At 74.4% G+C, this 23,446-nt stretch carries 19 protein-coding genes; 11 read left to right on the top strand and 8 right to left on the bottom strand.

Annotated features, from left to right (window positions below; genetic code table 11):
• The first annotated feature begins 372 nt into the window (after positions 1–372).
• Complete coding sequence (locus AMIR_RS20660; RefSeq protein WP_015802891.1) at positions 373–1,335, top strand: RICIN domain-containing protein; 963 nt, start codon at positions 373–375, stop codon at positions 1,333–1,335.
• 54 nt (positions 1,336–1,389) lie between these two features.
• On the opposite strand, the gene AMIR_RS20655 is transcribed toward AMIR_RS20660, so the two are convergent.
• From AMIR_RS20655 to AMIR_RS37525, 3 genes are all read right to left on the bottom strand, one after another.
• Positions 1,390–2,226, bottom strand: a complete 837-nt coding sequence (locus AMIR_RS20655; RefSeq protein ID WP_015802890.1) for an alpha/beta fold hydrolase — start codon at positions 2,224–2,226, stop codon at positions 1,390–1,392.
• A 111-nt stretch (positions 2,227–2,337) separates the two neighbouring features.
• The gene (locus AMIR_RS20650; protein WP_015802889.1) at positions 2,338–2,574 is read right to left on the bottom strand and encodes a hypothetical protein; all 237 of its coding nucleotides are present in this window, start codon (positions 2,572–2,574) and stop codon (positions 2,338–2,340) included.
• A complete protein-coding gene (locus AMIR_RS37525; RefSeq protein ID WP_015802888.1) occupies positions 2,535–2,783 on the bottom strand; it encodes a hypothetical protein in 249 nt (82 codons plus the stop codon). Before AMIR_RS37525 ends, AMIR_RS20650 begins: the two co-directional genes overlap by 40 nt.
• A 331-nt stretch (positions 2,784–3,114) precedes the next feature.
• Here AMIR_RS37525 and AMIR_RS20645 point away from each other — a divergent pair, with 331 nt between their 5' ends.
• A complete protein-coding gene (locus AMIR_RS20645) occupies positions 3,115–4,542 on the top strand; it encodes a serine hydrolase (protein WP_015802887.1) in 1,428 nt (475 codons plus the stop codon).
• A 153-nt stretch (positions 4,543–4,695) separates the two neighbouring features.
• Here AMIR_RS20645 and AMIR_RS20640 read toward each other — a convergent pair whose 3' ends face one another.
• Positions 4,696–5,679, bottom strand: coding sequence for a pirin family protein (locus tag AMIR_RS20640; protein ID WP_041838088.1), 984 nt, complete (start codon positions 5,677–5,679; stop codon positions 4,696–4,698).
• 194 nt (positions 5,680–5,873) lie between these two features.
• Here AMIR_RS20640 and AMIR_RS20635 point away from each other — a divergent pair, with 194 nt between their 5' ends.
• From AMIR_RS20635 to AMIR_RS20595, 9 genes are all read left to right on the top strand, one after another.
• A complete protein-coding gene (locus AMIR_RS20635; protein ID WP_245554529.1) occupies positions 5,874–6,725 on the top strand; it encodes a vWA domain-containing protein in 852 nt (283 codons plus the stop codon).
• A 23-nt stretch (positions 6,726–6,748) separates the two neighbouring features.
• Positions 6,749–7,552, top strand: coding sequence for a protein phosphatase 2C domain-containing protein (locus AMIR_RS20630; protein ID WP_143760823.1), 804 nt, complete (start codon positions 6,749–6,751; stop codon positions 7,550–7,552).
• Positions 7,515–9,863, top strand: coding sequence for a phosphotransferase family protein (locus AMIR_RS35975; protein ID WP_015802883.1), 2,349 nt, complete (start codon positions 7,515–7,517; stop codon positions 9,861–9,863). The genes AMIR_RS20630 and AMIR_RS35975 overlap by 38 nt, the downstream gene beginning before the upstream one ends.
• Positions 9,864–10,382: 519 nt before the next feature.
• Entirely contained in the window at positions 10,383–11,222 is an 840-nt protein-coding gene (locus tag AMIR_RS20620; RefSeq protein WP_187313428.1) for a WXG100 family type VII secretion target, read from the top strand.
• Positions 11,223–11,265: 43 nt separating this feature from the next.
• On the top strand, positions 11,266–13,131 hold the full coding sequence (locus AMIR_RS20615; protein WP_015802881.1) for a hypothetical protein: 1,866 nt from the start codon (positions 11,266–11,268) through the stop codon (positions 13,129–13,131).
• A gap of 210 nt (positions 13,132–13,341) precedes the next feature.
• Complete coding sequence (locus AMIR_RS20610; RefSeq protein ID WP_041836903.1) at positions 13,342–14,019, top strand: response regulator transcription factor; 678 nt, start codon at positions 13,342–13,344, stop codon at positions 14,017–14,019.
• Positions 14,019–15,365, top strand: coding sequence for a sensor histidine kinase (locus tag AMIR_RS20605; protein WP_015802879.1), 1,347 nt, complete (start codon positions 14,019–14,021; stop codon positions 15,363–15,365). The genes AMIR_RS20610 and AMIR_RS20605 overlap by 1 nt, the downstream gene beginning before the upstream one ends.
• Positions 15,366–15,463: 98 nt before the next feature.
• A complete protein-coding gene (locus tag AMIR_RS20600; protein WP_015802878.1) occupies positions 15,464–15,934 on the top strand; it encodes an SgcJ/EcaC family oxidoreductase in 471 nt (156 codons plus the stop codon).
• Positions 15,935–16,405: 471 nt separating this feature from the next.
• Positions 16,406–17,788, top strand: coding sequence for an FAD-dependent oxidoreductase (locus tag AMIR_RS20595; protein ID WP_015802877.1), 1,383 nt, complete (start codon positions 16,406–16,408; stop codon positions 17,786–17,788).
• Between the two features lie 60 nt (positions 17,789–17,848).
• Here the strand turns inward: AMIR_RS20595 and AMIR_RS20590 are convergent, their stop codons facing one another.
• The 4 genes from AMIR_RS20590 to AMIR_RS20575 form a co-directional block, all read right to left on the bottom strand.
• Positions 17,849–19,459, bottom strand: a complete 1,611-nt coding sequence (locus tag AMIR_RS20590; protein WP_015802876.1) for a glucuronyl esterase domain-containing protein — start codon at positions 19,457–19,459, stop codon at positions 17,849–17,851.
• Between the two features lie 117 nt (positions 19,460–19,576).
• Positions 19,577–20,074 carry a hypothetical protein gene (locus AMIR_RS20585; RefSeq protein WP_015802875.1) on the bottom strand — a complete coding sequence of 166 codons (498 nt, stop codon included), beginning with the start codon at positions 20,072–20,074 and terminating at the stop codon, positions 19,577–19,579.
• Positions 20,075–20,228: 154 nt separating this feature from the next.
• Positions 20,229–21,452, bottom strand: a complete 1,224-nt coding sequence (gene manD, locus AMIR_RS20580; protein WP_015802874.1) for a D-mannonate dehydratase ManD — start codon at positions 21,450–21,452, stop codon at positions 20,229–20,231.
• Positions 21,449–23,377, bottom strand: a complete 1,929-nt coding sequence (locus AMIR_RS20575; protein WP_041836902.1) for a glycoside hydrolase 5 family protein — start codon at positions 23,375–23,377, stop codon at positions 21,449–21,451. The genes manD and AMIR_RS20575 overlap by 4 nt, the downstream gene beginning before the upstream one ends.
• Between the last annotated feature and the right edge of the window lie 69 nt (positions 23,378–23,446).

The following is a 23,446-nucleotide window of genomic DNA, read 5'->3' as shown; positions in this document are numbered from 1 at the left end:
GGCCGCGCCTGCGGGGTGGTGATGACCGCGGAGCGGGGAAGCGGTTGCTCGCGGCAGGACGTGAACGGGGGCGGCTACCGGGACGTCGGCGAGCCGCCCGCGTCGGTCCAGGTGATCCTGTGGTGGCACGCCGACCGCGGTGCTCGGCGCGTACCTGTGCAACGGCGGCCAGAACCAGAACTGGCGCCTGAGCTGACGCGCCACCCGCTCCACCACCCACCCCCACCGCTGCCCCGAACGGGTGGAACCTCCGGTGCCTGGACGTCACCTGTCTCAGCGATCTTCAGCCCCTCGGCCGCTGTGTCCGCCGTCACGAGCTTCTACCATCGCGCTGGCGGCGGCGTCCGACCGCCGTCCTAGGTGGTGAAGACCATGAGGCGCTTGGCCGCGGTCGCGTGCGCGTTGGCCCTCCTCCCGCTCGGGGCGATGACCGCTCAAGCCGACCCAGCCGGACCAGTGGAGCGATCACCGGGTGTCGAGCGGCAGAAGTTGCCGCCCAAGCGGACCGGCGTGCCCTACCGGGTGGCGTCCGGGAGCGCGGCGGTCAGCCAGAACACCGTATCCGGCCTGGTCTGGCTGGACTCCGACGGCGACGGGGTGCGGTCCAACACCGAGGTGGCCGCCCGGCTGGAGGTCTTCCTCTGGAGCTTCGACGACACCGAGGGGTGGATGTTCCGGACCACCTTCTCCGACAAGGGCTTCTACAGCTTCACCGACCTGCCCGCCGACACCTACCTCGTGCAGGTCGTCATCCCGGACGGCCACCGCGCCACCGCGTTCGGCGCGGGCGGTGACCGCTCGCGCGACTCCGACGTGGTCGGCTACTCCGCCGACAGCACCCCGATCACCTTCACCGGCGCTGGTCCGCGCACCCGCTGGGTCGACGCGGGCTTCACGCCGGGCGAGCCCACCGGGACCCCGGTGCGGAACTCCGCCAGCGGCTGGTGCCTCGACCAGGAGTCGCCCAGCGGCGTGACGACCAACGGCGTCGGCGCCTACGGCTGCAACGGCGGCCTGAACCAGCACTGGTTCCTGGTCTGGTACCGGCCCAACGTCGCCGAGGTGTGGAACACCGCGCCGCCCGTCGACTGCCTCGACCAGAAGTCGCCCAGCGGCGTGCCGACCACCGGCGTCGGCGCGTACCCGTGCAACGACGGCCAGAACCAGCGCTGGGTCGTGCGGCACGACGAGGAGACCGGCAGCGAGGAGGTCCAGTTCGCCAACCTGAGCAGCGGCGACTGCCTCGACCAGGAGTACCCGCGCGGCACGCCGACCACCGTCGTCGGCGCGTACGGCTGCAACGGGGGGCGCAACCAGCGCTGGACCCTCGGCTGACCCGCCTGCGGGGCGCTCCCGGTCGTGGGGCGCCCCGCAGCCTGGCCCGTGACGTCAGCGCGCCAGGAACTCCAGCACCACCCGGTTCCACTCCTCGGCGTGGCTCACGTTCACCCCGTGCGGCCCGCCCGCCACCACGTGCGCCTGGCTGCCGGGGATCGCCGCGTGCACGCGCTCACCCGAACCCTCGTACGGCACCGTCGCGTCGCTGTCGCCGTGGATCACCAGCGTCGGCACGGTGATCGCGGGCAGGTCCGCCCGGAAGTCGGTGCCCGCCCACGCGGCCATGCAGCCCTGCGCCGCCCGGTGGTCGGCCTCGTCGCACAGCGCCCGCGCCTCGCGCCACTGCTCCTGGGTGACCTTCAGCTCGCCGTCGACGGAGAAGAAGTCGGTGACGAACGTGTCGTAGAACGTGCTCTCGTCGTCCTTGAGCCCGGCGGCCAGCTCCTCGGCCTTCTCGGCGGGCAGCGGACCCTCCGGGTTGTCGGCGGTGCGCGCCAGGTACGGCGGCACGGCCGAGGCGAACACGACGCCCCGCAGCCGCTCCTGCCCGTACTTGGCCACGTACCGGGCGACCTCGCCGCCGCCCATGGAGAACCCGACCAGCACCACGTCGGTCAGCTCCAGCTGGGCCAGCAGGTGGTGCAGGTCCTCGGCGAGCGTGTCGTACTCGTAGCCCCCGCGCGGCTTGTCGCTGCGCCCGAAGCCCCGCCTGTCGTAGGTGATCACCCGGTGGCCTGCCGCCGCCAGCGCGGGCACCTGGAGCTTCCACGACTCGCCGGACAGCGGCCACCCGTGGATCAGCACGACCGGGCGGCCGGGACCGCCGGTGTCGTCCACGTGCAGGTTGGTGTCCTTGAACAGCCCGTGGTGCGCGGTGATCTCGGCCATGTGCCCTGAACTCCTCCGGGTGGCGGGTATTCCACCCGGCGTACCCGCGTCGCGTCAGCGGAAACGCCTGCCCCGTCAGGGTGGTTCATCACCCGGACGGGGCGGGGGACGTCACCGCTCGTGGCGCTCCAGCAGTGCCCGCAGCGCCGCCATCTCCCGCGCCGGCGCCCCGCGCCCCTCGGCGGCGGCGGCCCGCACCAGCGACATGCCCAGCACCACCAGCAGCCCGGCCAGGGTGACCCGCGCGTACGCCTTCGTCGACGTCTCCAGCCCGGAGGCCTCCGCGCGCCTGCGGTACCACCACGTGGTCAGCAGCAGGCCCGCGAGCAGCGCGAACAGCCAGTACACGCCCGGCGCGGGTCGGGTGCTGGCCGGTAGAACGGGATCGCCCCCAGCGCCAGCGCGCCGATCGCCTGCATCGGCAGACAGTGCCCGCGCCGGTCGCGCCGGGTGCGCTCGCGCAGCGCGTCCAGCTCGCCGAGCAGGCCCGCCCCGCCGCGCAACCCCGCCCCGCCGAGCAATCCCACCCCGCCGAGCAATCCCACCCCGCCGCGCAACCCCTCTCCGCCAAGCAACCCCGCCCCCCATCCGCCCGTACCGCGCCCGCCCGCGAGCGCCGCGCGCACCCCGCCGTTGCACGGCCCCGCGCGGACGCGTCGGGAAGCCGCAGGATCGCGGCCCGCCCCACGGCCCGCCCCACGACCCGCCCGGCAACTCGTTTGCCGAGCAAGCGGCCGGCGCGTCCGATGGTGCGGTTCCCCGCTTGTGATCTTGTTCTCCCCGGTTTTCCACCCGACCCGTCCCTAGGCTGCGATCCGCCGCTTCCGGGCAGCGGCACCACGACACCCGCCGCCGTCCCGAAACACCGAACTGGGGAGAAAGAACCGCATGGTCACCAAGAACCGGATGTGGGGGGCCGCGCTCGCGGTCACCGCCTCCGCGGCGCTGGTCGGCGCGCTCGTCCCGCCCGCCACCGCCTCGGCGCAGCCGCCGGGCCTGGCCGAGTCGCCGAGCCTGGCCGAGTCGCTGCGCGCCGCCGTGGTCGCGCAGGACTTCAAGGACGTCATCGACCTCACCCCGCCCGACCCGGCCCTCGCCGGCCTGCGGGCCGCCCGCTCCGGCGCGCCCGAGAAGTACGACAGCGCCCCGCCCGCCGCCCGTCTGGCAGCCGCCGCCGCGCGCCCGATCCACCAGCAGCCCAACGTGGACCTGGCCGTCATCGAGCTGGACGACCAGGGCAGGCCCACCGCCGTCGGCGACGTGCTGATGAGCCCGCAGCACCCGAACGGCGTCACCGTGCCGGTGAGGAAGAGCTCGCTGTCCACCGACCAGGTCCGCTACCGCTGGTGGGACGACACCGAGTGGGACGTCAACGGCGGCCAGGGGACCGTGGACGTGCTGCCCGGCCGGGAGAGCGCCCCCATCGACTTCTCCTCGCCGTACCCGGCCTCGGTGCTCAAGCTCATGGTCGGCTTCGGCGTGCTGCGCCTGGCCGACGAGGGCCGGATCGACCTGGACGCGGTCTACGACTACCAGCCCACGGTCCCCAACGCGACCTGCGGCGGCGCGTTCAGCGCGGTCATCCGCTCGAACTTCGACCAGATGATCACCAAGTCGCAGAACGAGTCCACCTGCGCGCTCATCAAGCTGCTGCACGACCTCGGCGCCTGGGACGAGGTCAACGCCGAGTTCGTCGAGCTGGGCCTGCCCACGCTCATGGTCACCGGCACCAACCCGGCCAACGGCGGTCGCTGGATCGGCTCGAACATGAGCAGCCTGGACACCGCCAAGCTGCTGCTGCTGATCAACGGCGGTCAGGGCGCGCTGTGGACCACGCCTGCGGGCAAGGCGATCACCCGCGCCGAGCTGAGCGAGACCTCGCGCGCGCTGTTCCTCAAGGCGCTGGCCGAGCAGGGCCACAACGAGATGCTGTCCACCACCAACTGGTGCGGTCGCGCCTACCCGGTGCAGGGCATCCCGCAGCTCACCCCGCAGCGCTGGGTCGAGGCCGACGGCACGGTCACCGTGGGCGGCGCGGTGTACGACCGCGACGTGCGCCCGTGCGACGCCGCCGCCGAGGTGGGCTTCAGCCACAAGACCGGCTGGGTGGACACCACCGGCAGTGACGCGGGCATCGTGAAGTCCTTGCCGGGCAAGGACAAGCGCAACTACATCGTGGTGATCTTCTCCAACCTGGGCACCGACTACGTCGACGCGAACCGGCCCGCCGACCCGCCCGGCGTCTTCCCGGTGCTCTACACCCAGAAGTACGCGAAGCTCGGCAAGGCCGTCGACGCGATCATGGCCGCCCGCTGACGCACCCGGTGCTAACCGGCCCGCCGTCCCCGGAGCAGAAGGGGGCGGCGGGCCGCCCGGAAACCGTTGCGCGCCAACCGGAAGCGTGCCAACTGGAAGCGTGCCAGCCGATCAGCGCCAGCCGATCAGCGCCAACCGATCAGCGCCAACCGATCAGCGCCGGTTGCCGCGCGGGCGCAACCGCGCCTTCGGCATCGACGGCGCGGGCAACCGGTCGCCGTCGTAGCCCACCACCGCGCCGAACCGCTCGTCCCCGCGCTCCCACTGCTCGCGGAACCGCACCACCTCGTCGTGGTCGCGCCCGATGAAGTTCCACCACATCACGATCTCCTCGCCGAACGGCTCGCCGCCCAGCAGCAGCACCCGCGCCTCCTCGGACCCGGTGCTCGCCAGCCGCAGCACCGCCGTCCCGGCGCCGAGGCACCCCAGCGACCCGCGCGGCACCACCGTCCCGCGCGGCACCACCGCCCCGGCCAGCTCCACCTCGCCCCGGTCCACCAGCACCCCGTGCTCGAACGCCGGGTCCACCGCCAGCTCCAGCACCACCCCGGCGGGCACCACCAGCTCCGCCCCCAGCAGCGGCGTGAACCCGCGCACCGGCGACGTCACCCCGCCCAGCGACCCCAGGAACACCCGCGCCACCGCCCCGCCGACCACCACCGGCTCGGGCACGTGGTGCTCGAAGTCCCTCGGCGCGTCCCGGTGCGCGTCCGGCAGCGCGATCCACAGCTGCACCCCGTGCAGCACCGACGTCCCAGGGGTGGAGACCTCCGAGTGGCAGATCCCGCGCCCCGCCGTCATCAGGTTCAGCTCGCCCGGCCGCACCAGCGCGTGCGCGCCGTGGCTGTCCCGGTGCTCGATCTCCCCGGAGAACAGCCAGCTCGCCGTCTGCAACCCGGTGTGCGGGTGCGGCGCGACGTCCATGCCGCCGGTGGCGGACACGTCGTCCGGCCCGTAGTGGTCCACGAAGCACCAGGCCCCGATCAGGGACCGCCCGCGCTGCGGCAGGGTGCGCCGCACCGCCATCGCCCTCGGCCCGCCCAGCGGCACGTCGCGCGGGTCGAGCACCTCCACCCCGGCCGCGGGGGAGGAGGCGGCGCAGACCAGTTCGGCAGGATCGGACTCGGCGTTGCTCACCGGCACATCGTAGGTCCGCACCCGCGTCCCGCCGCCCGACCGGCGCGCCGCGCCCACCCGCGCCACCCGCACCCAGCGGCGACGCCCCCGCACCCGCCCCACCCGACCGGACCGGGCGGTTCCGGTCCCCGCCGGGCCCGCTAACACCCCGCGCCCCACCCGCGATGACCTTGTGCACCGCCCGCCCAGAGAAGGTGACCACCGCTGTGCCCTACACGGCCGAGATCAGCCGCGCCACCCCGGCCTGCTTCGTCTTCCTGGTGGACCAGTCCGCCTCGATGGAGGACCCGATCGGCGGCCCGGCCAGGCAGCGCAAGGCCGACGTGGTCGCCGACGCCCTCAACCGGCTGCTGACCGAGCTGAGCGTCAAGTGCGCCAAGGAGGAGGGCGTGCGCGACTACTTCCACGTGGCGGTGATCGGCTACGGCCACACCTCCGTCGGCTCCGCCTTCACCGGCCCCCTCGCCGGCCGCGACCTGGTCCCGCTCAGCCAGGTCGCCGACCGCCCCGCGCGCGTCGAGGACCGGGTCAAGAAGTTCCCGGACGGCGCGGGCGGGCTGGTCGAGAGCCGGGTGAAGTTCCCCGTCTGGATCGACCCGGTCGCCAACGGCGGCACCCCGATGTGCCGGGCGCTGGCGCAGGCCGACGCGCTCGTCGCCGACTGGGTCGCGCGGCACCCGGCGGGCTTCCCGCCGATCGTGCTCAACCTGACCGACGGCGAGTCCACCGACGGCGACCCCCTGGAGGCCGCGCTGGCGCTCCAGCGGCACGTCAGCGCGGACGGCGCGGCGCTGCTGTTCAACCTGCACGTGTCCGGCTCGGCCGCGATCCCGGTGACCTTCCCGGACAGCCCCGCCGCGCTGCCCGACACCTACGCCCGCGCGCTGTTCGAGATGTCCAGCCCGCTGCCGCAGCACATGCGCTTCTACGCCCTCCAGCAGGGCATCGCGTGCACCGACCTGTCCAGGGGCTTCGCCTACAACGCCGACATCACCACCGTCGTGCAGTTCCTCGACATCGGCACCCGCGCCACGGACCTGCGCTGACCCCCGGCATGGTCACCCCCGGCATGTTCACCACCGCCCTGCGCGCGCCCAAGCTGGGCAGCGCCGAAGCCGAGTGCGAGGACGCGCACCTGGTGCTCCCGGCCGAGGCCCCCGACACCTGGCGCACCGAGCCGGTGCTGGTCGCCGTCGCCGACGGCGCGTCCGAGAGCCTGCTGTCCGGGCCGTGGGCCGCGCTGCTCACCACCGGGCTGCTGGCCCACGTCGCGGCCGACCCGCGCGCGCTCGACGCGCCCGAGGCGTTCGCGGACGCCCTCGCCCGCGCGGGCCTGGCCTGGCGGCCCTGGCTCGCCGACTACGTGGCCCGCCGCGAGGCCGCCGGGCGCCCCATCGCCTGGTACGAGCAGCCGGGCCTGGACCGGGGCCCGCACGCCACCGCGCTCGCCGCCCGCTTCGCCCCCGACGCGGACGGCCGCACCACGTGGGCCGCCGCGGCACTCGGCGACAGCTGCCTGTTCCACACCAGGGGCGCGGACCTGCTGCACGCGTTCCCGCTCGCCGACGCGGGCGCGTTCGACAGCTCGCCCGGACTGGTCAACGCCCTCACCACCGACACCGCCCTGCTGGCCAGGCACACCCGCACCGCCTCGGGCGCGGCCGAGCAGGGCGACCAGTTCTTCCTGTGCACCGACGCGCTCGCCGCCTGGTTCCTGCGCGAGGCCGAGCGCGGCGGCGCGCCGTGGGACCTGCTGGCCGAGCACACCCGCGGGGGCGACCCCGAGCGGTTCGCGGCCTGGCTGGAGGCGGCGCGCGCGGCCGGGGAGGTGCGCAATGACGACGTCACGCTCGTCCACGTCGACCTCGGGTGAGGGCAGGCGGTCGTTCCCGTCCGGCGCGGCCTACGCGGAGGCGCTGCAGAACACCGCGCTGTGCTTCCGGGGCACCGCGCTCGCGGGCGGGCAGGTGCGCGCCGACGCGCTGGGCCGCCCGCGCGCGATCTCCGGCAACTTCGCCAGCGTCTTCTCGGTGACCACGCCCGGCGGCGTCGAGCACGCGGTCAAGTGCTTCACCAGGGAGGTCCCCGAGCAGGCCGACCGGTACCGGGCCGTCGGCGCGCACCTGGCGGGCCTGGGCGCGGACTGGGCCGTGGGGTTCGAGCACGTCGACCGGGGCGTGCTGGTCGGCGGCTCCTGGTACCCGGTGCTGCGGATGGAGTGGGTGCGCGCCCGCAACCTCATCCGCTGGATCGAGGACACCGGGGACGACCGGGTCGCGTTAGCCGGGGTCGCCGCCCGCTTCGCCCGGCTGGCCGCCGAGCTGGAGGCCGGGGGAGTGGGGCACGGCGACCTCCAGCACGGCAACGTCCTGGTCACCGACTCGGGCGCGCTGCGCCTGGTCGACTACGACGGGATGCACGTGCCCGCGCTGGCCGGGCGGCCCGCCGACGAGGTCGGGCACCGCAACTACCAGTCGCCGGACCGCACGCGCGCCCACCACGGGCCCACCGTCGACCGCTTCTCCGCCTGGGTGGTGCACCTGTCGCTGCTGGCGCTGTCGGTCGACCCGTCGCTGTGGCGGCTGCTGCGCGACCCGGACGCCGAGCACCTGCTGCTCGCCGAACCCGACTTCGCCGACCCGGCCCGCTCCTACCGGCTCGCGACCCTCGTCGCGCACCCGGACGCGCGGCTGCGGGCGCGGGCCGAGCGGTTCCGGGACGTCCTGCTGCACCACCGCGCCGCGCCCCCGCCGCTGGACCCGGTCGACACCTCGGCGGGTGGCGTCACGCCTGCGGGTGGCGCGCTGGGGCTCGCGACGGGTGGCGCCCTCTTGCGCGGGGGCGGCGCGGTCGGGGCCGGCGCTGCCGGGTCAGGTGCGGTCGGGACCGGGTCGGCGGGCACCCCGGCGTGGCTGGCCGAACGCCTGCGCCCGCGCGACCCGACGCCCGGCGCGGGCCTCGCCGAGATCCCGCTCCCGACCGATCAGGCGTTCACCGGCCGGCTGCTCGACGGTGACTTAGCCGCCACCGCCACCACCGCCGCCACCGCCGGCGGCACGCTCGACGGGAGCGCCCGCGAGCTGGTCCGGTTCGGGCGCAGACCCGTGCTGCTCATGCTCCTGTCCTGGCTGCTGCTGGTCGGCGCGCCCGTGCTGCCCGTCGCCGCCGCGCTCCTCCTCGGCCTGACCGGCCCCGAGCTGACCGCGCCGGTCCTGCTGATCCCGCTGCTGCCCGTCGCCACCGCCCTGTCCTACCGCCGCCGCCCCGAGCGCGCCGCCGCGAAGGCCGCCCGCCGGGCCCGCCGCCGCGCCCGCTCCGAGCACCGCGCGCTCGCCGCGCGGGGAGCCGGGCTGCGGCGCGCGGGGGAGCGGCTGGAGGCGGCCCTGCGGCAGGCCGAGGCCGACCGCGACCGCGAGCAGCGCGAGCTGGCCGACCGGCACAAGCGGGAGGTCGCCGAGCGGCAGGCGGACACCGCCCGGCTCGTCGTGGAGGTCGAGCGCGCCAAGCAGGCGCTCGCCCGCCGCTCCCACGAGGAGGAGCAGAATCTCCTGGCGCAGGCCAGGAAGGAGCACGTGCTCGGGCACCTGGCGCGGTTCCCGCTCAAGGGCGCGGGCATCGAGGGGATCGGCGCGGCGCTCACCGCGAAGCTCGCCGACTCGGGCATCCGCACCGCCGCCGACTTCACCGGGGTGCTGCGCAACTCCGGCCAGGAGTCCGGCACGCTGTTCCGGCTCGCCGGTGGCGGCGCGGTGCACGTGCCCGGCATCGGCGAGGTCAAGGCGGGCCGCGTCGAGCGGTGGCGCGCGACGCTGCTCAAGCAGGCCAAGGCCACCGAGCCTGCCCAGCTGAGCCCGGCCGCGCGCGGCGCGCTGAAGGCCCGCTTCGCCTCCGAGAGCGCGAAGCTGGAGGCCGAGCACTCGTACACGATCGCCGAGCGCGAGCGGGCCGTGGAGCTGCTCAAGGACCGGCACCGCGCCGAGCACGCGGCCCTGCTGGAGCGGCTCACCCGCGAGCGCGCCACCGCCGCGCGGGACCGGGTCGAGCACGACCGGGCGGTCCGGGAGAGCGCCGTGCGGGTGAGGACCGCCGAGCGGGACGTCCGGGAGAGCCGCGCCGCCGCGGCGGCGTTCCGGCGGGTCACCTACCGGCGCTACGCGCTCTTCAGCCTCCTCGGCCGGGGCTGAGCGCAGCCGACCGGTCACGCGCGGTCGCCGAAAAGGCCGCCGGAAGGCTAGCGGGGAATTCTCCGGACATTGCCGCGCGCCCCGGCGAACCGCCGTCAGGGGTTCCGTTTACCAGGACGTGATGGGCCGCGCCAGTGCCTTCGGGTCCCTTCCCGGCGCGCCGGTGGGACGCGCGGGTCGAGCTTCGCAACCGTCCTGTGATAGGGACTCCGGAATGCCCTGCTCCACAGTGGAATCACCGGACAGGGGTCGGCACCGGCGAGTCGTCCGTTCAGGATGGACGGACGCCGGGCGCTGACCTGGCCTGTATCCTCTGGTCAGCTGGGTGATCAACGTCGCATCAGGACGGGAGCGCGGCCCCGGCTTCCGCGTTTTTGTCAACTTCCCGGTTGACCGAAGTTCATCCGCTGATAATGTTCGAGAACCGCCGGGCACCCTGCCGACATCCGTCGAGCCCGGCCATTCGTCGACGCGCACAGTGAAGAAGGTCCCTGCATGACCGTGGAATCACCTCCCGGGATGGAGATCACCGAGGAGAACCAGTTCAAGGGCTCCCTGTTCGTCTCGTCCTGGGACGAGCTGATCGATTCCATCGGCGCGGACGCCGAGACCGAGGCGGAGAAGGTGCTCGACGTGACCTTCGCCGCGATCGGCGCCGCGTCCTCGACGGCGATGCTGGCCGTGGACCCGTTCGGCACCCTGCTGGGCGCGGGCATCGGCTGGCTCGTCGAGCACGTCACGTTCCTGCGGGAACCGCTCGACCAGCTCATGGGGGACCCGGACGACGTCAGCGCCAACGTGGCGGCCACCAAGGCCAACGCGGTGGAGATGCGGGTGCTGGCCGAGACCCACCGCAACACCCTGGCGCAGCCGCAGGAGTGGAGCGGCCAGTCCCAGGAGGCGTTCAAGGCCAGCATGGCGGAGCTGGGTCGGGAGCTGGACTCGCTGGCCAACGCGGTCGAGCAGAAGGCGAAGATCGTCGCCGTCTGCGGGATGCTCGTGCAGGTGCTGCGCGACATCGTCCGCGACATGATCGCCCAGTTCCTCGGCTCGCTGCTGGCGGGCGCGATCGCCGCCGCGGCAGCGGCGTTCTTCACGTTCGGCGCGTCCATCGCGGGCTTCATCGGGTACGCGATCGGCAAGGCCGTCGCGCTCGGCGTGAACATCGCCTCGCGGCTGGCCAGGCTCGTCGGCGGGCTCGGCCGCCAGATGGGGCGCGTCAAGGACCTGGACGAGATCACCGAGGGCATCGGCAAGGGCTGGAAGCGGTTCGAGAACGCCGCGGACGTCTCCGAGATCGGCTACGAGACCTGGAAGGCGCAGGAAGGCGTCGACCGCGCGATCGACCAGGCCGTCTGAGCACGCCCGCCCCCGCTCCCCCCGCACCCCCTCGGAGATCCCCGTGGCCAAGTTCCCCGGTTCCGGTTCGAGCAGACCGGACCCCGGCTCCAGCACCCCCGACCCCGGCTCCACCACCACCGCGACCCCGGACGCCTCGCCGCCGCGCACCGCGCCGCCGCCCCCGCCGTCCTCCGCCCCGTCCGGGCCGACCGGCTCCCTGGGCTTCTCCATGACCGCGAACTCGATGGAGACCCTGCGGCGCCAGGCGAACGACCTGCGCGCCGCCTACGGCGACATGGCGGGCAAGCTCTCCGGCCAGCGGCTCGGCGCCACCGCGCTCGGGATGCTCGGGATGCCCGCCGTGCTCGCGCTCAACTCCTCCAACGGCAAGTCGGTGGAGCGCGCCAAGCAGGCCGGTGACACCCTCGGCCAGGTCGGTGACGGCGTGAAGGCCACCGCCGACACGCACTTCTCGCTCGACCGCTACAGCGGCTCGCAGTTCGACGGCATCGTCACCGACACCACCGCCAGACCGCCCGCGGGCGCGCCCTCCGGCGGGGGGAAACCCGTTGTCCCACGAGGACCCGCGACCAGCCAGGCGGAGAACGTCCCCGGCGACCCCGGCGCGCCCGCCCCGCGCACCCCGCAGCCGCAGGGGCCACCCGCGACCGGCGTGACCCCGGTCCCCGGTGACGGCGGCACGACCTCCGCCGCGGCCGACACCCCTGGCGCGCAAGGACCTCAGGCGCAGCCGGTCCCGACCGCGCCGGGCGGCCGGACCCCCGGTCCGACCACCCCCGCCGCGGCCCCCGGCACGCAGTTGCCGCCGATTCCCGGCTTCCGGGGCGATCTCACCGCGCCCGCCGCCCAGGGCGCGCCCCCGGCGGCCAACCCGAAGTCCGGGCTGCCGCCGCTCATGCAGATCCCGCCCAAGCCGAACACGCACCCCGCGGGCGCGCCCGAGGTGGAGCTGTCCAAGCCGGGCGGCGCGGCGGACTCGTTGCGCGGCAACCAGAACAGCTTCCCGCCCCGGCCGCAGGACCCGCCGCCCGCCGCGCCCGCGCCACGCCCGCGGGTCCCCCGGACCACGCCGGGCAGGCTGATCGGCCCGCAGCCCGGCGCGGCCTCGCCCGTGGTCTCCCTGCCGGGCAAGGACCCGTTCGCGCCACCCGGCGCCACCACCGCGCCACCCGCCGCGCAGGGCCAGGGCCGGTTCACCACCCCCGGTTCCGCCAAGGACTCGCTGACCGCCCAGCACGACCCGTCCGCACCGCCCGCGCCCAAGCCCACGACCCCGCCGCGCCCGCCGCTGAACCTGCTGCCCCCGGCCGACCAGGTCGACCCCGCGAAGGTCCCGCTGCCGCCCGACCCGCCCAAGGACACCGTGCCGTGGGGCAACGTCGAACCGCTGCTCGACCCGGACGCCGACCACCGCACCACCAACGCGTTCCCGGTCACCACGATCAACGGCGTCGAGCACTTCGACCTGCGGAACCTCTCCAAGGAGGAGGGGGCCCGCTGGGTCGCGGACCTGCGCCGCATCCTGGACAGCAAGCCGGACGGCGCGTTCTTCTGGTCGGGCAACTTCATCGACTCGACCGGCCAGCGGCACTCGGTGATGGACCCGGCCGAGTTCATCGCCGCCCAGCAGGGGCGCGTCACCCTGGAGGGCAAGCTCGACCACGACCACATCATCATGCCCGACTGGGGCAAGACCAACGACGCGGGCAAAGCGGTGTGGGACAGCGTGTCCGCCAGCCTCGCCCAGGGCGCGAAGGGCGACGTGCACGTCCTCGTCGGGCCGAGCAGGCGGGTGGACAACGTGTTCTCCATGACCGAGTTCCCGATCCTGCAGAACAACCCGAACGTCGACCGGGTCTTCACCATCGACGTCATGACGGGAGAGCAGCGGCAGCTCTACCCGTGACCTGGGCCACCCGTCGTCAACGGGTTCCTGAAGCGGGTGGCGCCGGGAGGTGTGCTCTCCCGGCGCCACCCGCGCTGCCGTCCCCGGCGAACACCCCCTGACCTGCGCTCCTGCCGTTCCCCTTCCCGCTTCCTGACGTTCCGCTGGGGTGTGGTGTGCTCCACTGCGCCCGTGCTCGACAACGGAGCGACCCCCGCAGACACTGGCCCGGTGCTGGTGCTGCTGGTCGAGGACGATCCCGCGATAGCCCGGTCCCTCACCACGGGACTGGAGCGGTTCGGGTTCGCGGTGGAGTGGGTCACGACGGGCGCGGCGGCGCTGGCCGCCACCGGCTACGGGGTCGTGCTGCTCGACCTCGGCCTGCCGGACGTGGACGGCCTGGACGTGTGCCGGGCCCTGCGCGCCCGCACCGACCTGCCGGTCATCGTGATCACCGCCCGCTCCGACGAGGTCGACACCGTCGTCGGGCTGGAGGTCGGCGCGGACGACTACGTGTCCAAGCCGTTCGGCGCCCGCGAGATCGTCGCCCGCATCCGCGCCGTGCTGCGCCGCTACCGGCACAGCGCGCCGGGGGACGCCGCCCCCGAGGACGACGGGGTGCTCGTGCTCGGCCGGGTCCGCCTGGACCGGCGGGCGCGGCGCGTGCACGTGGGCGAGGGGGAGCAGGTGCTCGCGCCCAAGGAGTTCGACCTGCTCTCGTTCCTGGCCGAGGACCCCGGCGCGGCGTTCACCCGCGAGCAGATCCTCGAAGCCGTGTGGGACGCGCACTGGCACGGCCCCACCCGCACCCTGGACGTGCACGTGGGCGTGCTGCGCCGCAAGTTCGACGGGGCGCTGCGGATCGAGACCGTGCGCGGCGTCGGGTTCCGCCTGGAGGTCCTGCCGTGATGCAGCGCCGCCTGGTCACCTCCTCGCTGCTGCTGGTGGTGATCGCGCTGGCGGTGTTCACCGTCCCGGTCGGCATCAGCCTCGGCGACCTGCTGCGCGCCAACCTCCTCGAAGGCGCGCTGCGCGACGCCCGCACCATCGCGTTCCTGCAGGGCGACGGCGGTTCCGAGGCCACCCTGCGGTCGCTGCGCACCGAGTTCGAGGCCCAGTCCCACGGCCGCGTCGAGCTGGTCGACGCCCAGGGCCGCCCCGCGCTCGGCCGGGACGTGCGGCCCGGCGCGGCGCTGGACGCGGCGCTGCGCGGCGAGGAGGGCGTCGAGTGGCTGGACGACAGCAGGCTCGGCACGCCCGCCCTGGTCATCTCCGCCCCCGCCCGCGACGCGTCGGGGGCCGTGGTCGGCGCGGTCCGGATCACCTACCCGACGGTCGCGCTGGAGCAGCAGATCCGCACGATCTGGACGTTCCGCATCGTCGCGGGCATCGCCACGCTCGCCCTGACCGCCGTGCTCGCCCTGCTCATGGCCCGCTCGCTGACCAGGCCGCTGCGGTCCCTGCAGGCCGCCGCCACCCGGTTCGGGCAGGGCGACCTGAGCGTGCGCGCCGAGGAGATCGGCCCCGACGAGACCCGCAGGGTGGCCCGCGCGATCAACATCGGCGCGCACCGCATCGACCAGCTGCTGTCCGCGAAGCGCGACTTCGTCGCCGACGTCTCGCACCAGCTGCGCTCCCCGCTGACCGCGCTGCGCCTGGGCCTGGACAACGTGCACGACCTGTCCGACGAGCCGAGGGCGCGCGAGGCGCTCGACGGGGCGATCGCCGAGGTGGTGCGGATGTCGCGGCTGGTCAACGACCTGCTGGCGCTGGCCCGCGCGCAGGCCGAGGACGGCATCCGCGAGCCGGTGCGGGTGGACGGGGTCGCGCGCACCAGGGCCGAGGCGTGGCGGGCCGCCGCCGACGACAAGGGCGTGCGGCTGCGCGAGGTCGTGGAGCCGGGGGTGACGGCGTCGCTCATCCCCGGCCACCTGGAGCAGGTGCTGGACAACCTGATCGCGAACGCGCTGGACGCCGCCCCGGAGGGCAGCGCCCTGACCCTGGCGGTGTCCGCCGACCGGGACCGCGTGCTGGTGTCCGTGGCCGACCGGGGGCCGGGGCTCAGCCGCGAGCACCGGGAGCGGGCGTTCGACCGGTTCTGGCGCGGAAGGCCCGGCGGCACCGGCCTCGGCCTGGCGATCGTGCGCCAGCTCGTGGAGGACGACCAGGGGGCGGTGGCGCTGCACGACGTCCCCGGCGGCGGGCTGGAGGCCAGGGTGACGTTCCCGCGCGCCGGAACCCGAGCGGACAGTTGACCTCCTGCTGCCGCTCTCCTGCCGATCCGCTGCACGACCCCTCCCCAGGCTGGTGGCACCGGGTGATCAACCCCCCGGTGCCGAGGGAGGAACCACTCATGAAGCCCGCACTCGCCGGAACCGCCGCCGCCCTGCTTCTCGTGACCGGCTGCGGCACGAGCCAGGCCGCGACCGACACCCCCGCTCCGGCAGTCCAGCCGCCCGGCGACGCGAAGGCCCTGTTCGACCGCTGGAACACCAGCCTCGCCGCGGGCGACCTGGACGGCGTGGTCGACCAGTACGCGGCGGACGCGGTGCTGCTGCCGACCGTCGCGGGCGAGGTCCACGACACCCGCGCCGAGATCACCGAGTACTTCGAGCACTTCCTGGAGCTGAGGCCCAGCGGCACGCTCGTCGAACCCAAGACCAGGGCGCTCGGCCCCGACGCGGTGGTCCTGTCCGGCCTCTACGACTTCGCGGTCACCGCCGACGGCGAGCCCGACACCGTGCAGGCCCGCATGACCTTCGTCTTCGAGCGCCGCGACGGCCGGTGGACGATCGTGGAGCACCACTCGTCCCGCAAGCCGTGACCGGGGCCGGTCGCCGCGGGTACCCCGCAGCGGTGCGGAGAACCTCACCGGCCGGGTGAAATGCGCCGCCGTCTTTCGACGGGTCGCCCCGACCCGCAGGACGTGCCCGCATCGGATGGTGTGGACCGCACCCGTCCCCCCGAGCGGGACGACGTGCCGGGGGTTTGCGCGACGGACCGCAGTCGGCGCGCGGCGACGTTCACCGGAACGTGCCGGGGGGCTGTGCCGCCCGCGACTGTCCGCACCCCCGGCACCTCACCTGACCAGCGCGTCACCGCCGCTCCCCGGCCCTGCGCGCTGCTCCCGGCTCGCCATAGGGTCCACCGCGTCGACGGTCGTGCCCGCCGGGCGCGACCGGGTCCACGAGCCCGCGCTCGCACCGGACCACGCGGCCGGGAGCAGCTGCGCGCGGTCCCCGCCGCACCTCCGCCACCGGGATCGCCCCGGTCCAGGCCCCAGGAGGCGAGGCCCATGGCCACCACCCGAGCAGTGGTGCTGGGAGCGGGCATCGCGGGCCTGCTGGCCGCCCGCGTGCTGGCCGACCACGTCGGCGAGGTGCTGCTGGTCGAGCGGGACCGGCTGCCGCAGGGGCCGCGCGAGCGGTCCGGCACGCCGCAGGCCCGGCACACGCACGTGCTGCTGTCCGGGGGCGCGCACGCGATCGACCACCTGCTGCCGGGAGCCACCGACGAGCTGCTCGACCTGGGCGCGCAGCGCGTGGGCGTGCCCGACCGGATGCTCGTGCTGCTGCCCGCCGGGTGGGTGTCGCGGTTCCCGGAGGCGCAGTTCGTGCTCAGCGCGAGCCGGGCGCTGGTCGAGCACGTGGTGCGCGAGCGGGTCCTCGCCGACGAGCGCGTCCACCTGCTGGAGAGCACCGACGCCACCGGCCTGCTCGGCGGTCCGGAGCGGGTCACCGGAATCCTGGTGCGCGACCGCCGCGACGGCCGCACCGGGCGCGTCACCGCCGACTACGTCGTCGACGCCACCGGTCACCGCTCGGCCGCGCCGGTGTGGCTGTCCGCGCTGGGGGTGCGACCGCCCGCCGAGGAGCACGTCGACCCCGGCGAGTTCTACAGCACCAGGCTGTACGCGGGCCGCTCGGACGCGCCCGCCGTGAGCGTCATGCCCGACCCCGACCACCCCGGCCAGGTGCGCAGCGGGCTGCTGTGCCCGATCGAGGGCGACCGGTGGAGCGTCACCCTGGTCGGCACGCGCGAGCAGCGACCACCCACCCACGAGGGGACGTTCGCCCGCTGCGCGGGGCGGCTGAGGCACCCGGTGATCGGCGACCTGATCGCCGACGCCCGCCCGCTCGGCCCGCCGAGGGGGTTGCGCTCGCCGGCGAACCGGAGGCTGCGGTTCCGGGATGCGGACGGGTGGCCGGAGGGGTTCGTGGTGCTGGGGGACGCGGCGTGCACGCTCAACCCGGTGCACGGGCAGGGGATGTCGCTGGCGGCGCTCGGCGCGGTGGCGCTCTCAGAAGCGCTGGGGGAGCGGGGCATCCGGTGCGGGGCGGCCCGCGCGCAGCGCGCGGTGGGGCGGGTGTCGCGGGGCGCGTGGAACGTGGCGACCGGGCTGGACCTGAGGTTCCCGGCCACGACCGGGCCCCGGCCGGGGGCGTGGGGGCGGGCGGTGGCGCGGGTGCTGGACCGGGTGGGGTTCGCGGCGACCGGGAGCCCGACGGTGACGCGGGCGTGGCTGGACGTGCACGCCCTGGTCGAGCCGCCGCGCAGCCTGCTGCGCCCGCGCGTGCTCCTGGCGGCGGCGCGCGGACCGCTGCACCCGCCGCAGGCGAACCCGCCGCTGCGACCGTGGGAGCTGCCGCACCCGGCGGTGCGGGTGCTGCCGGGGTGAGCGGCCCCGGAGCCGGGTGGGCTCCGGGGCTCGGGGTTCTCAGCCCTGCTGTCGGGTCGGTTATCGGGCCGTGCAGGTGAGCGCGCTGGTCGGGGCGGTGCCGGTGGCCTGGTAGCCGAACTCGGTGGACCGCCCGGCCGCCAGCGCGCCGTTGAACCCGGCGTCGGTGAACGTCACGGGGCCGGACGTGCCGGTGCGGGTGGTGTTCCAGGAGTTCGTGATCGTCGCGCCCGGCGGGAGGGTGGCGCCGACCGTCCAGCCGGTGATCGCCCGGTTCGCGGTGACCGTGACCGTGGCGACGAACCCGCCGTTCCACTGGTTGACCGAGGCGCTGGCCGTGCAGCCGGTGCCCGGTGGGGGAGTGGTGGTGGTCGTGACGCCGGTGGTCGTGGTGGTGGTCGTGGTGGTGGTGCTGGTCGGCTCACCGCCGCCGGTCAGGACCGGGGTCTGCCAGTCGCGCCACTGGGCGAGGTTCCCGGCCTTCTTCGCGGAGATCCGGAAGACCTGCGGGGCGTTGCCGGACTTGAGCAGGTGCTCGCGGATGTTGTCCTGGATCGGGCCGCGCCACTCCGAGCGCGAGGCGCAGTGGGTGCCGTCCTGCACGTCCGACCAGTAGGAGATGTTGTCGGCCGCGCCGAGCGCCTTGTACACCTCGGCCCCGGCGAGCGAGGCGACGCTGCCGGCGCGCGCGGCGAGCCAGTCGACGTGCGGGTTCTCCAGCAGCAGCAGGCCGCGCGGGGCGATCATCCCGATGACCTGGTGGGTGTCGATCGGGAGCGCGTTCGGGTTGCCGGTGTAGGCGGAGAACGCGTCGCCGAGCCAGGGCTGCTCGCCGTACGCGCTGCTCAGCGGCTGCGCGCCGCTCTCGCCCGCGATGGAGCGGAACGCCGGGGCTCCCGCGCTGCCGGACTCGATCGGCATGGTGAGGGCGACGCGCTGGTCGAACGCGCCGACCGCGAACGCGCTCTTGCCGTACCGCGAGCACCCGGTGACCCCGATGCCGTCCGCGCGGATCGTGGCGCTGCCGGACTGCTCGATCACGTCGATGATGCGGCTGGCGCCCCAGGCCCAGGCGGCGAGCAGGCCGGTCGGGCTGGACGCGCCGTGGAGGGTGTAGAACGCGCCCTGCTTGCTGCTGCGCGGCGTGCCCTCGCGGCCGACGGCGAGCGGGTCGTAGCTGATCACGGCCGCGCCCGCGGCCTTGATCGCGGCGGTGTCGGCCCCGAACCCGCCGACCACGATGACGGCCGGGAACGGCCCGGCGCCGCTGGGGGCGTCGACGCCCGCCGAGAAGCTCGCGGTGCGGCCCTGGTGGGTGGCGGTGACGGAGATGGAGGTGCGCGAGACGGTGCCCGTGACGGAGGCGGGCTTGGCGGGCTTGTCGCCGTAGACGTGGCGCTCGGCGAGCTCGCGGATCTCGGCGCGACGGCACCGCCAGTCGGCGAGCGAGGTGACGCGGGAGCCGTCGATCCTGGTGAACGGGTCGGGCAGGCGCGGGTTGGCGGGCGTGCTGCCGGGCAGGGCGACCGGGCAGTCGGCGCCGTCGTCCTCGACGGCGAGGGCGGTGGGGGGTGAGGGGGTGGGTGCGGCGGTGGCGAGCGCGGTGCCGGTGAGCGCGAGCGCGGTGAGGAGGGCGAGCGACAGCCGGAGATGGCCGGAGCGGGTGATCACCGTTGATCTCCTTCCGGGGAGGAGGCGCGGCGGCGGTGTTCTAAAGTTTCGAGGCAGCGCTCGAAACATGTCAATGCCGCCGGGGTGACCGGTGGTCTCAGTTGGCCGGGAGCGCGCTCACGCGTCGGTCACGGTGAAGTGGCGCAGCGTCAGGGTGAGGACGCACCCGGCGGGCACCTCGGCGTTGGCGGAGAAACCCAGTTCCGTCGTCGACGCGGGGACCTCCCACCGGACCGGGGCGAGCGAGGGGACCGGAGCCTCGGCGAAGCTCGCCGCCCCGGTCGCGCCGCTGTGGTATTCCGCTCGGTAAGGGCTCACCCCGTCCACGCGCGCGGTCAGCGAGAAGGAGAGCGGGGAGCAACCACCCGCCGCGGAAACCCCCGGCGTTCCTTCGAGCAGTCGTTTCCTGCCCTCCAGCGGGAGGGTGAAGAACGTCTCGACGTTCTTCTCGTCCACCCTCAGGTCGAACCGGATCTCGTTGTCCTGCTTGCTGACGATCGGGGTGCTGCCGCGGAAGACGACACCCGCGATGGCGTGGGGCGGGTTGAACAGCTGGCACCCGCTGACCAGGGAGAGCAGTGCCGCCGGCAGGACGGTGGGGAGTAATCCGCGCATCCCGCAACTGTAGAGCGCGATTCTCCCCAGGGTGGCGAATGGGTATTCGGGGAATTTTGTCCCCGCAATTCTGCGATTCCCGCCAGGGCATTGCCCACTCCCGCCGGAAAACCGCGCCCGCCGAGCCGTTCACGACCCGGCGGGCGCGTCCCGCTCACCAGTCGTGCACGGTCCCGTCCCGCAGCCGGTTCACCGGCAGGTACGCCGCCTCGTACGGAAACGCCCCCGCCATCTCGTCGTCCAGCTCCACCCCCAACCCCGGCGCGTCCGACGGGTGCAGCAGCCCGTCCGCGAAGGTGAACGACGTCCGGAACACCTCCAGCGTCCGCGCCGTGTGCTCCATGTGCTCCTGGATGCCGAAGTTGTGCACCGCCAGGTCCAGGTGCAGCGCCGCCGCCATCCCCACCGGCGAGATGTCCGTCGGCCCGTGGATGCCCGACTTGATCCCGTACACCCCGGCGAAGTCCAGCAGCCGCCGCATCCCCGTCACCCCACCGGTGTGCGTCACCGCCGACCGCACGTAGTCGATCAACCGCTCGGTGATCAACCCCTGGTAGTCGTGCACCGAGTTGAACACCTCGCCGATCGCCAGCGGCGTCGTCGTGTGCTGCCTGATCAGCCGCAGCGCCGCCTGGTCCTCACCGGGCGTGGCGTCCTCCAGCCAGAACAGGTCGTACGGCTCCAGCGACTTCCCCAACCGCGCCGCCTGGACCGGCGTCATCCGGTGGTGCCCGTCGTGCAGCAGCGGCAGCTCCGGGCCGAACTCCGCGCGCACCGCCTCGAACACCCCCGGCACGTGCCGCAGGTACGCCCTGGTGTCCCACTCCTCCTCCACCGGCAGCGCCGTCCGCCGCGCGGGCTCGTAGTCGTACCGCTCGCCGCCCACCGACGCCGCCACCCCGTACACCACGCCCAGCCCCGGAACCCCGGTCTGCACCCGGATCGCCCGGTACCCGCGCTCCAGGTGCGCCCGGATCGAGTCGAACAGCTCCGGCAGGTCCCGCCCCGACGCGTGCCCGTACGCCAGCGCGCCCACCCGGCACGCCCCGCCGAGCAGCTGGTACAGCGGCATCCCCGCGGCCTTCGCCTTGACGTCCCACAGCGCCGTGTCCACCGCCGCGATCGCCGCCATCGTCACCGGCCCGCGCCGCCAGTACGCGCCCCGGTACAGGTACTGCCAGGTGTCCTCGATCGCCGACGCGTCCCGCCCGATCAGCAGCGGCACGACGTGCTCCACCAGGTACGCCCGCACCGCCAGCTCGCGCCCGTTGAGCGTCGCGTCGCCCAGCCCGGACAGCCCGTCCTCGGTGGTGATCCGCAACGTCACGAAGTTCCGACCCGGTGAGGTCACCACGACCTCGGCCGACACGATCCTCACCGCTCCACCTCCGCCACCACGACCCCGTACGGGCCGAGCTCCACCACGTCGCCGAACGACCGCAACCCCGCCCCGAGCACCCGCGCCGACACCGGCTCCCCGCGCTGGCTCACCAGCCACGCGAACCGCCGCCCGTCCTCGTGCTCCAGCACCGACACCAGCACCCCCGGATCGTCCACCGACACCTCCGGCACCACCCCGGCCTCCGCCGCGAGCGCCGCGTACAACCGCCAGGTGTCCTCCGGGTTCACCGACGGCGTCGCGGAAGCCATGTGCTCCAACGGGTACGCGCACAGCACCATCGCCCCGGCCCCCACCCGCCGCCGCAGCAGCGCGGGCCGCCCGCGACCGTCCACCGCCAGCACCTCGGCCTCCACCGGGTCCACCGGCAGGAACGCCCGCGAGTGCTCGTTCCCACCGACCGCGAACACCAGCTCCTCGCCCACCGCCAACCCGCCGAACCCGGTCACCACCCGCAACCGCAGCTCGTCCTCCACGACCGGTTCCACCAGCCCGTACCGGGACCGCTTGGCCACCCCGAACATCCCGTCCAGGTCCGGCCACCACGACCCGCGCTGCACCTTGTGCGCCCCGTGGAAGTACGACGCGTACACCACCGCCCCCTCCGAGGCCCGCCGCAGCAGCTCCCGCCACGTGGGCGCCAGCAGCTGCTTCGCCGACGGCAGCAGGTACAGCGCGCAGTCGTCGGGCACCCCGTCCACCTCGCGCGCCACCCCCACCGGCAGGTCCGCCTCGCGCGCCGCCGCGTACGCCTGCCGCCCGTGCTCGAACACGCTCGTCGCGTCCTCGGGCGTGGTGAACGGGTAGCGCTTCTCCAGATACGACGGCACCACCAGCGCCACCTCCGCGTCCGGCCTGCGCAACCCCGCGAAGTCCGTGCGCCGCAACACCTCCGCGAACTCCCGCAGCTCCAGCAGCTGCGGCTTCGGCTCGCCGCGCGCGGTGGTCAGGCCGAAGTGCAGCTCGAACGGGTGGTGCGAGTACGGCTCCTGGTCGGCCAGGTCGTCGAAGTCCGTGTTGTTCCAGGCGATCCAGCCCGTCGCGCCCGCGAGCAGCGAGTTGTGCAGCACCTGCCGGTAGTAGTGCGCGGCGTTCTCGTCCGAGGTGTAGTCGGAGGTGACGCCGAACTCCTCCAGCACCACCGGCCTCCCGCCGACGTCGAGCAGCTCGCACACCCACGCCGCCGCCAGGTGCAGCCGCAGCGGGTCGTCCTCCATGCGGTAGACGTGCGGGCCGTGGAAGTCCACCAGCGGGGCCAGGTCGCGCACCCGGAAACCGTTGTCCAGCCCCGTGACCTCCACGCCCCACGCGCCGTCGCCGACCGACACCGGCTGCCGCGCCCCCGCCGCCCGCACCTCGCCGATCAGGGCGTCCGCCCACGCCGTCACCACGTCCGCGTCGAGCGTGCCGACGCCGCGCGAGCGCTCGTCCGCGTACAGCGGGATCTCGTTGCCCAGCAACCACCCCGCGACCGCCGGGTGGTCCTTCCAGCGCGCGCTCAGCTCCCGCACGTACCAGCGCTGCCGCGCCACGAACGACTCGTCGCCGAACACGTCCCGACCGCGCCGCCACGGCGGGTCCCAGTTCTGGCCGGACATGTGGCCCACCAGGAACGTCGGGATGGTGCGCATCCCGAGCTCCCGGTGCAGGTCGAGGAAGTGGTCGAAGCGGGCCAGCACCACCTCGTCCAGCCGGTCCTCCTCGGGCATGAAGTCCGGCCAGTAGCAGAAGCTCCTGGTCAGCGGGACGCCGTGCTCGCGCATCACCAGCAGCTCCGCGCGCACCACGTCGGGGTCGTAGCGCCGCCACATCAGCGGACCGCCGACGCGGGACCAGAAGTTCACCCCCAACCACACGTCGGGCCTGCCGTCCGGACCGGTCACCAGTGCCGAAGAGCGCTTCACACCACCAGGTATAACGTTTCACCACGGCCGTCGGGGAGTCCCGGGACCGCAGTGCGGTGGCGGATTGCG

The organism is Actinosynnema mirum DSM 43827, assembly GCF_000023245.1.
Taxonomy (GTDB): Bacteria; Actinomycetota; Actinomycetes; order Mycobacteriales; family Pseudonocardiaceae; genus Actinosynnema; species Actinosynnema mirum.
Note: the sequence above shows the minus strand (reverse complement) of the source record. Positions and strands in the feature narration are given on the sequence as shown.

What these genes read in the sequence shown, in the direction of transcription:
- AMIR_RS20660 (WP_015802891.1), top strand. Translation starts at nt 373, where the DNA reads ATGAGGCGCTTGGCCGCGGTCGCGTGCGCGTTGGCCCTCCTCCCGCTC.
- AMIR_RS20655 (WP_015802890.1), bottom strand. Translation starts at nt 2,226, where the DNA reads ATGGCCGAGATCACCGCGCACCACGGGCTGTTCAAGGACACCAACCTG.
- AMIR_RS20645 (WP_015802887.1), top strand. Translation starts at nt 3,115, where the DNA reads ATGGTCACCAAGAACCGGATGTGGGGGGCCGCGCTCGCGGTCACCGCC.
- AMIR_RS20630 (WP_143760823.1), top strand. Translation starts at nt 6,749, where the DNA reads ATGTTCACCACCGCCCTGCGCGCGCCCAAGCTGGGCAGCGCCGAAGCC.
- AMIR_RS35975 (WP_015802883.1), top strand. Translation starts at nt 7,515, where the DNA reads ATGACGACGTCACGCTCGTCCACGTCGACCTCGGGTGAGGGCAGGCGG.
- AMIR_RS20620 (WP_187313428.1), top strand. Translation starts at nt 10,383, where the DNA reads ATGGAGATCACCGAGGAGAACCAGTTCAAGGGCTCCCTGTTCGTCTCG.
- AMIR_RS20605 (WP_015802879.1), top strand. Translation starts at nt 14,019, where the DNA reads ATGCAGCGCCGCCTGGTCACCTCCTCGCTGCTGCTGGTGGTGATCGCG.
- AMIR_RS20600 (WP_015802878.1), top strand. Translation starts at nt 15,464, where the DNA reads ATGAAGCCCGCACTCGCCGGAACCGCCGCCGCCCTGCTTCTCGTGACC.
- AMIR_RS20595 (WP_015802877.1), top strand. Translation starts at nt 16,406, where the DNA reads ATGGCCACCACCCGAGCAGTGGTGCTGGGAGCGGGCATCGCGGGCCTG.
- AMIR_RS20585 (WP_015802875.1), bottom strand. Translation starts at nt 20,074, where the DNA reads ATGCGCGGATTACTCCCCACCGTCCTGCCGGCGGCACTGCTCTCCCTG.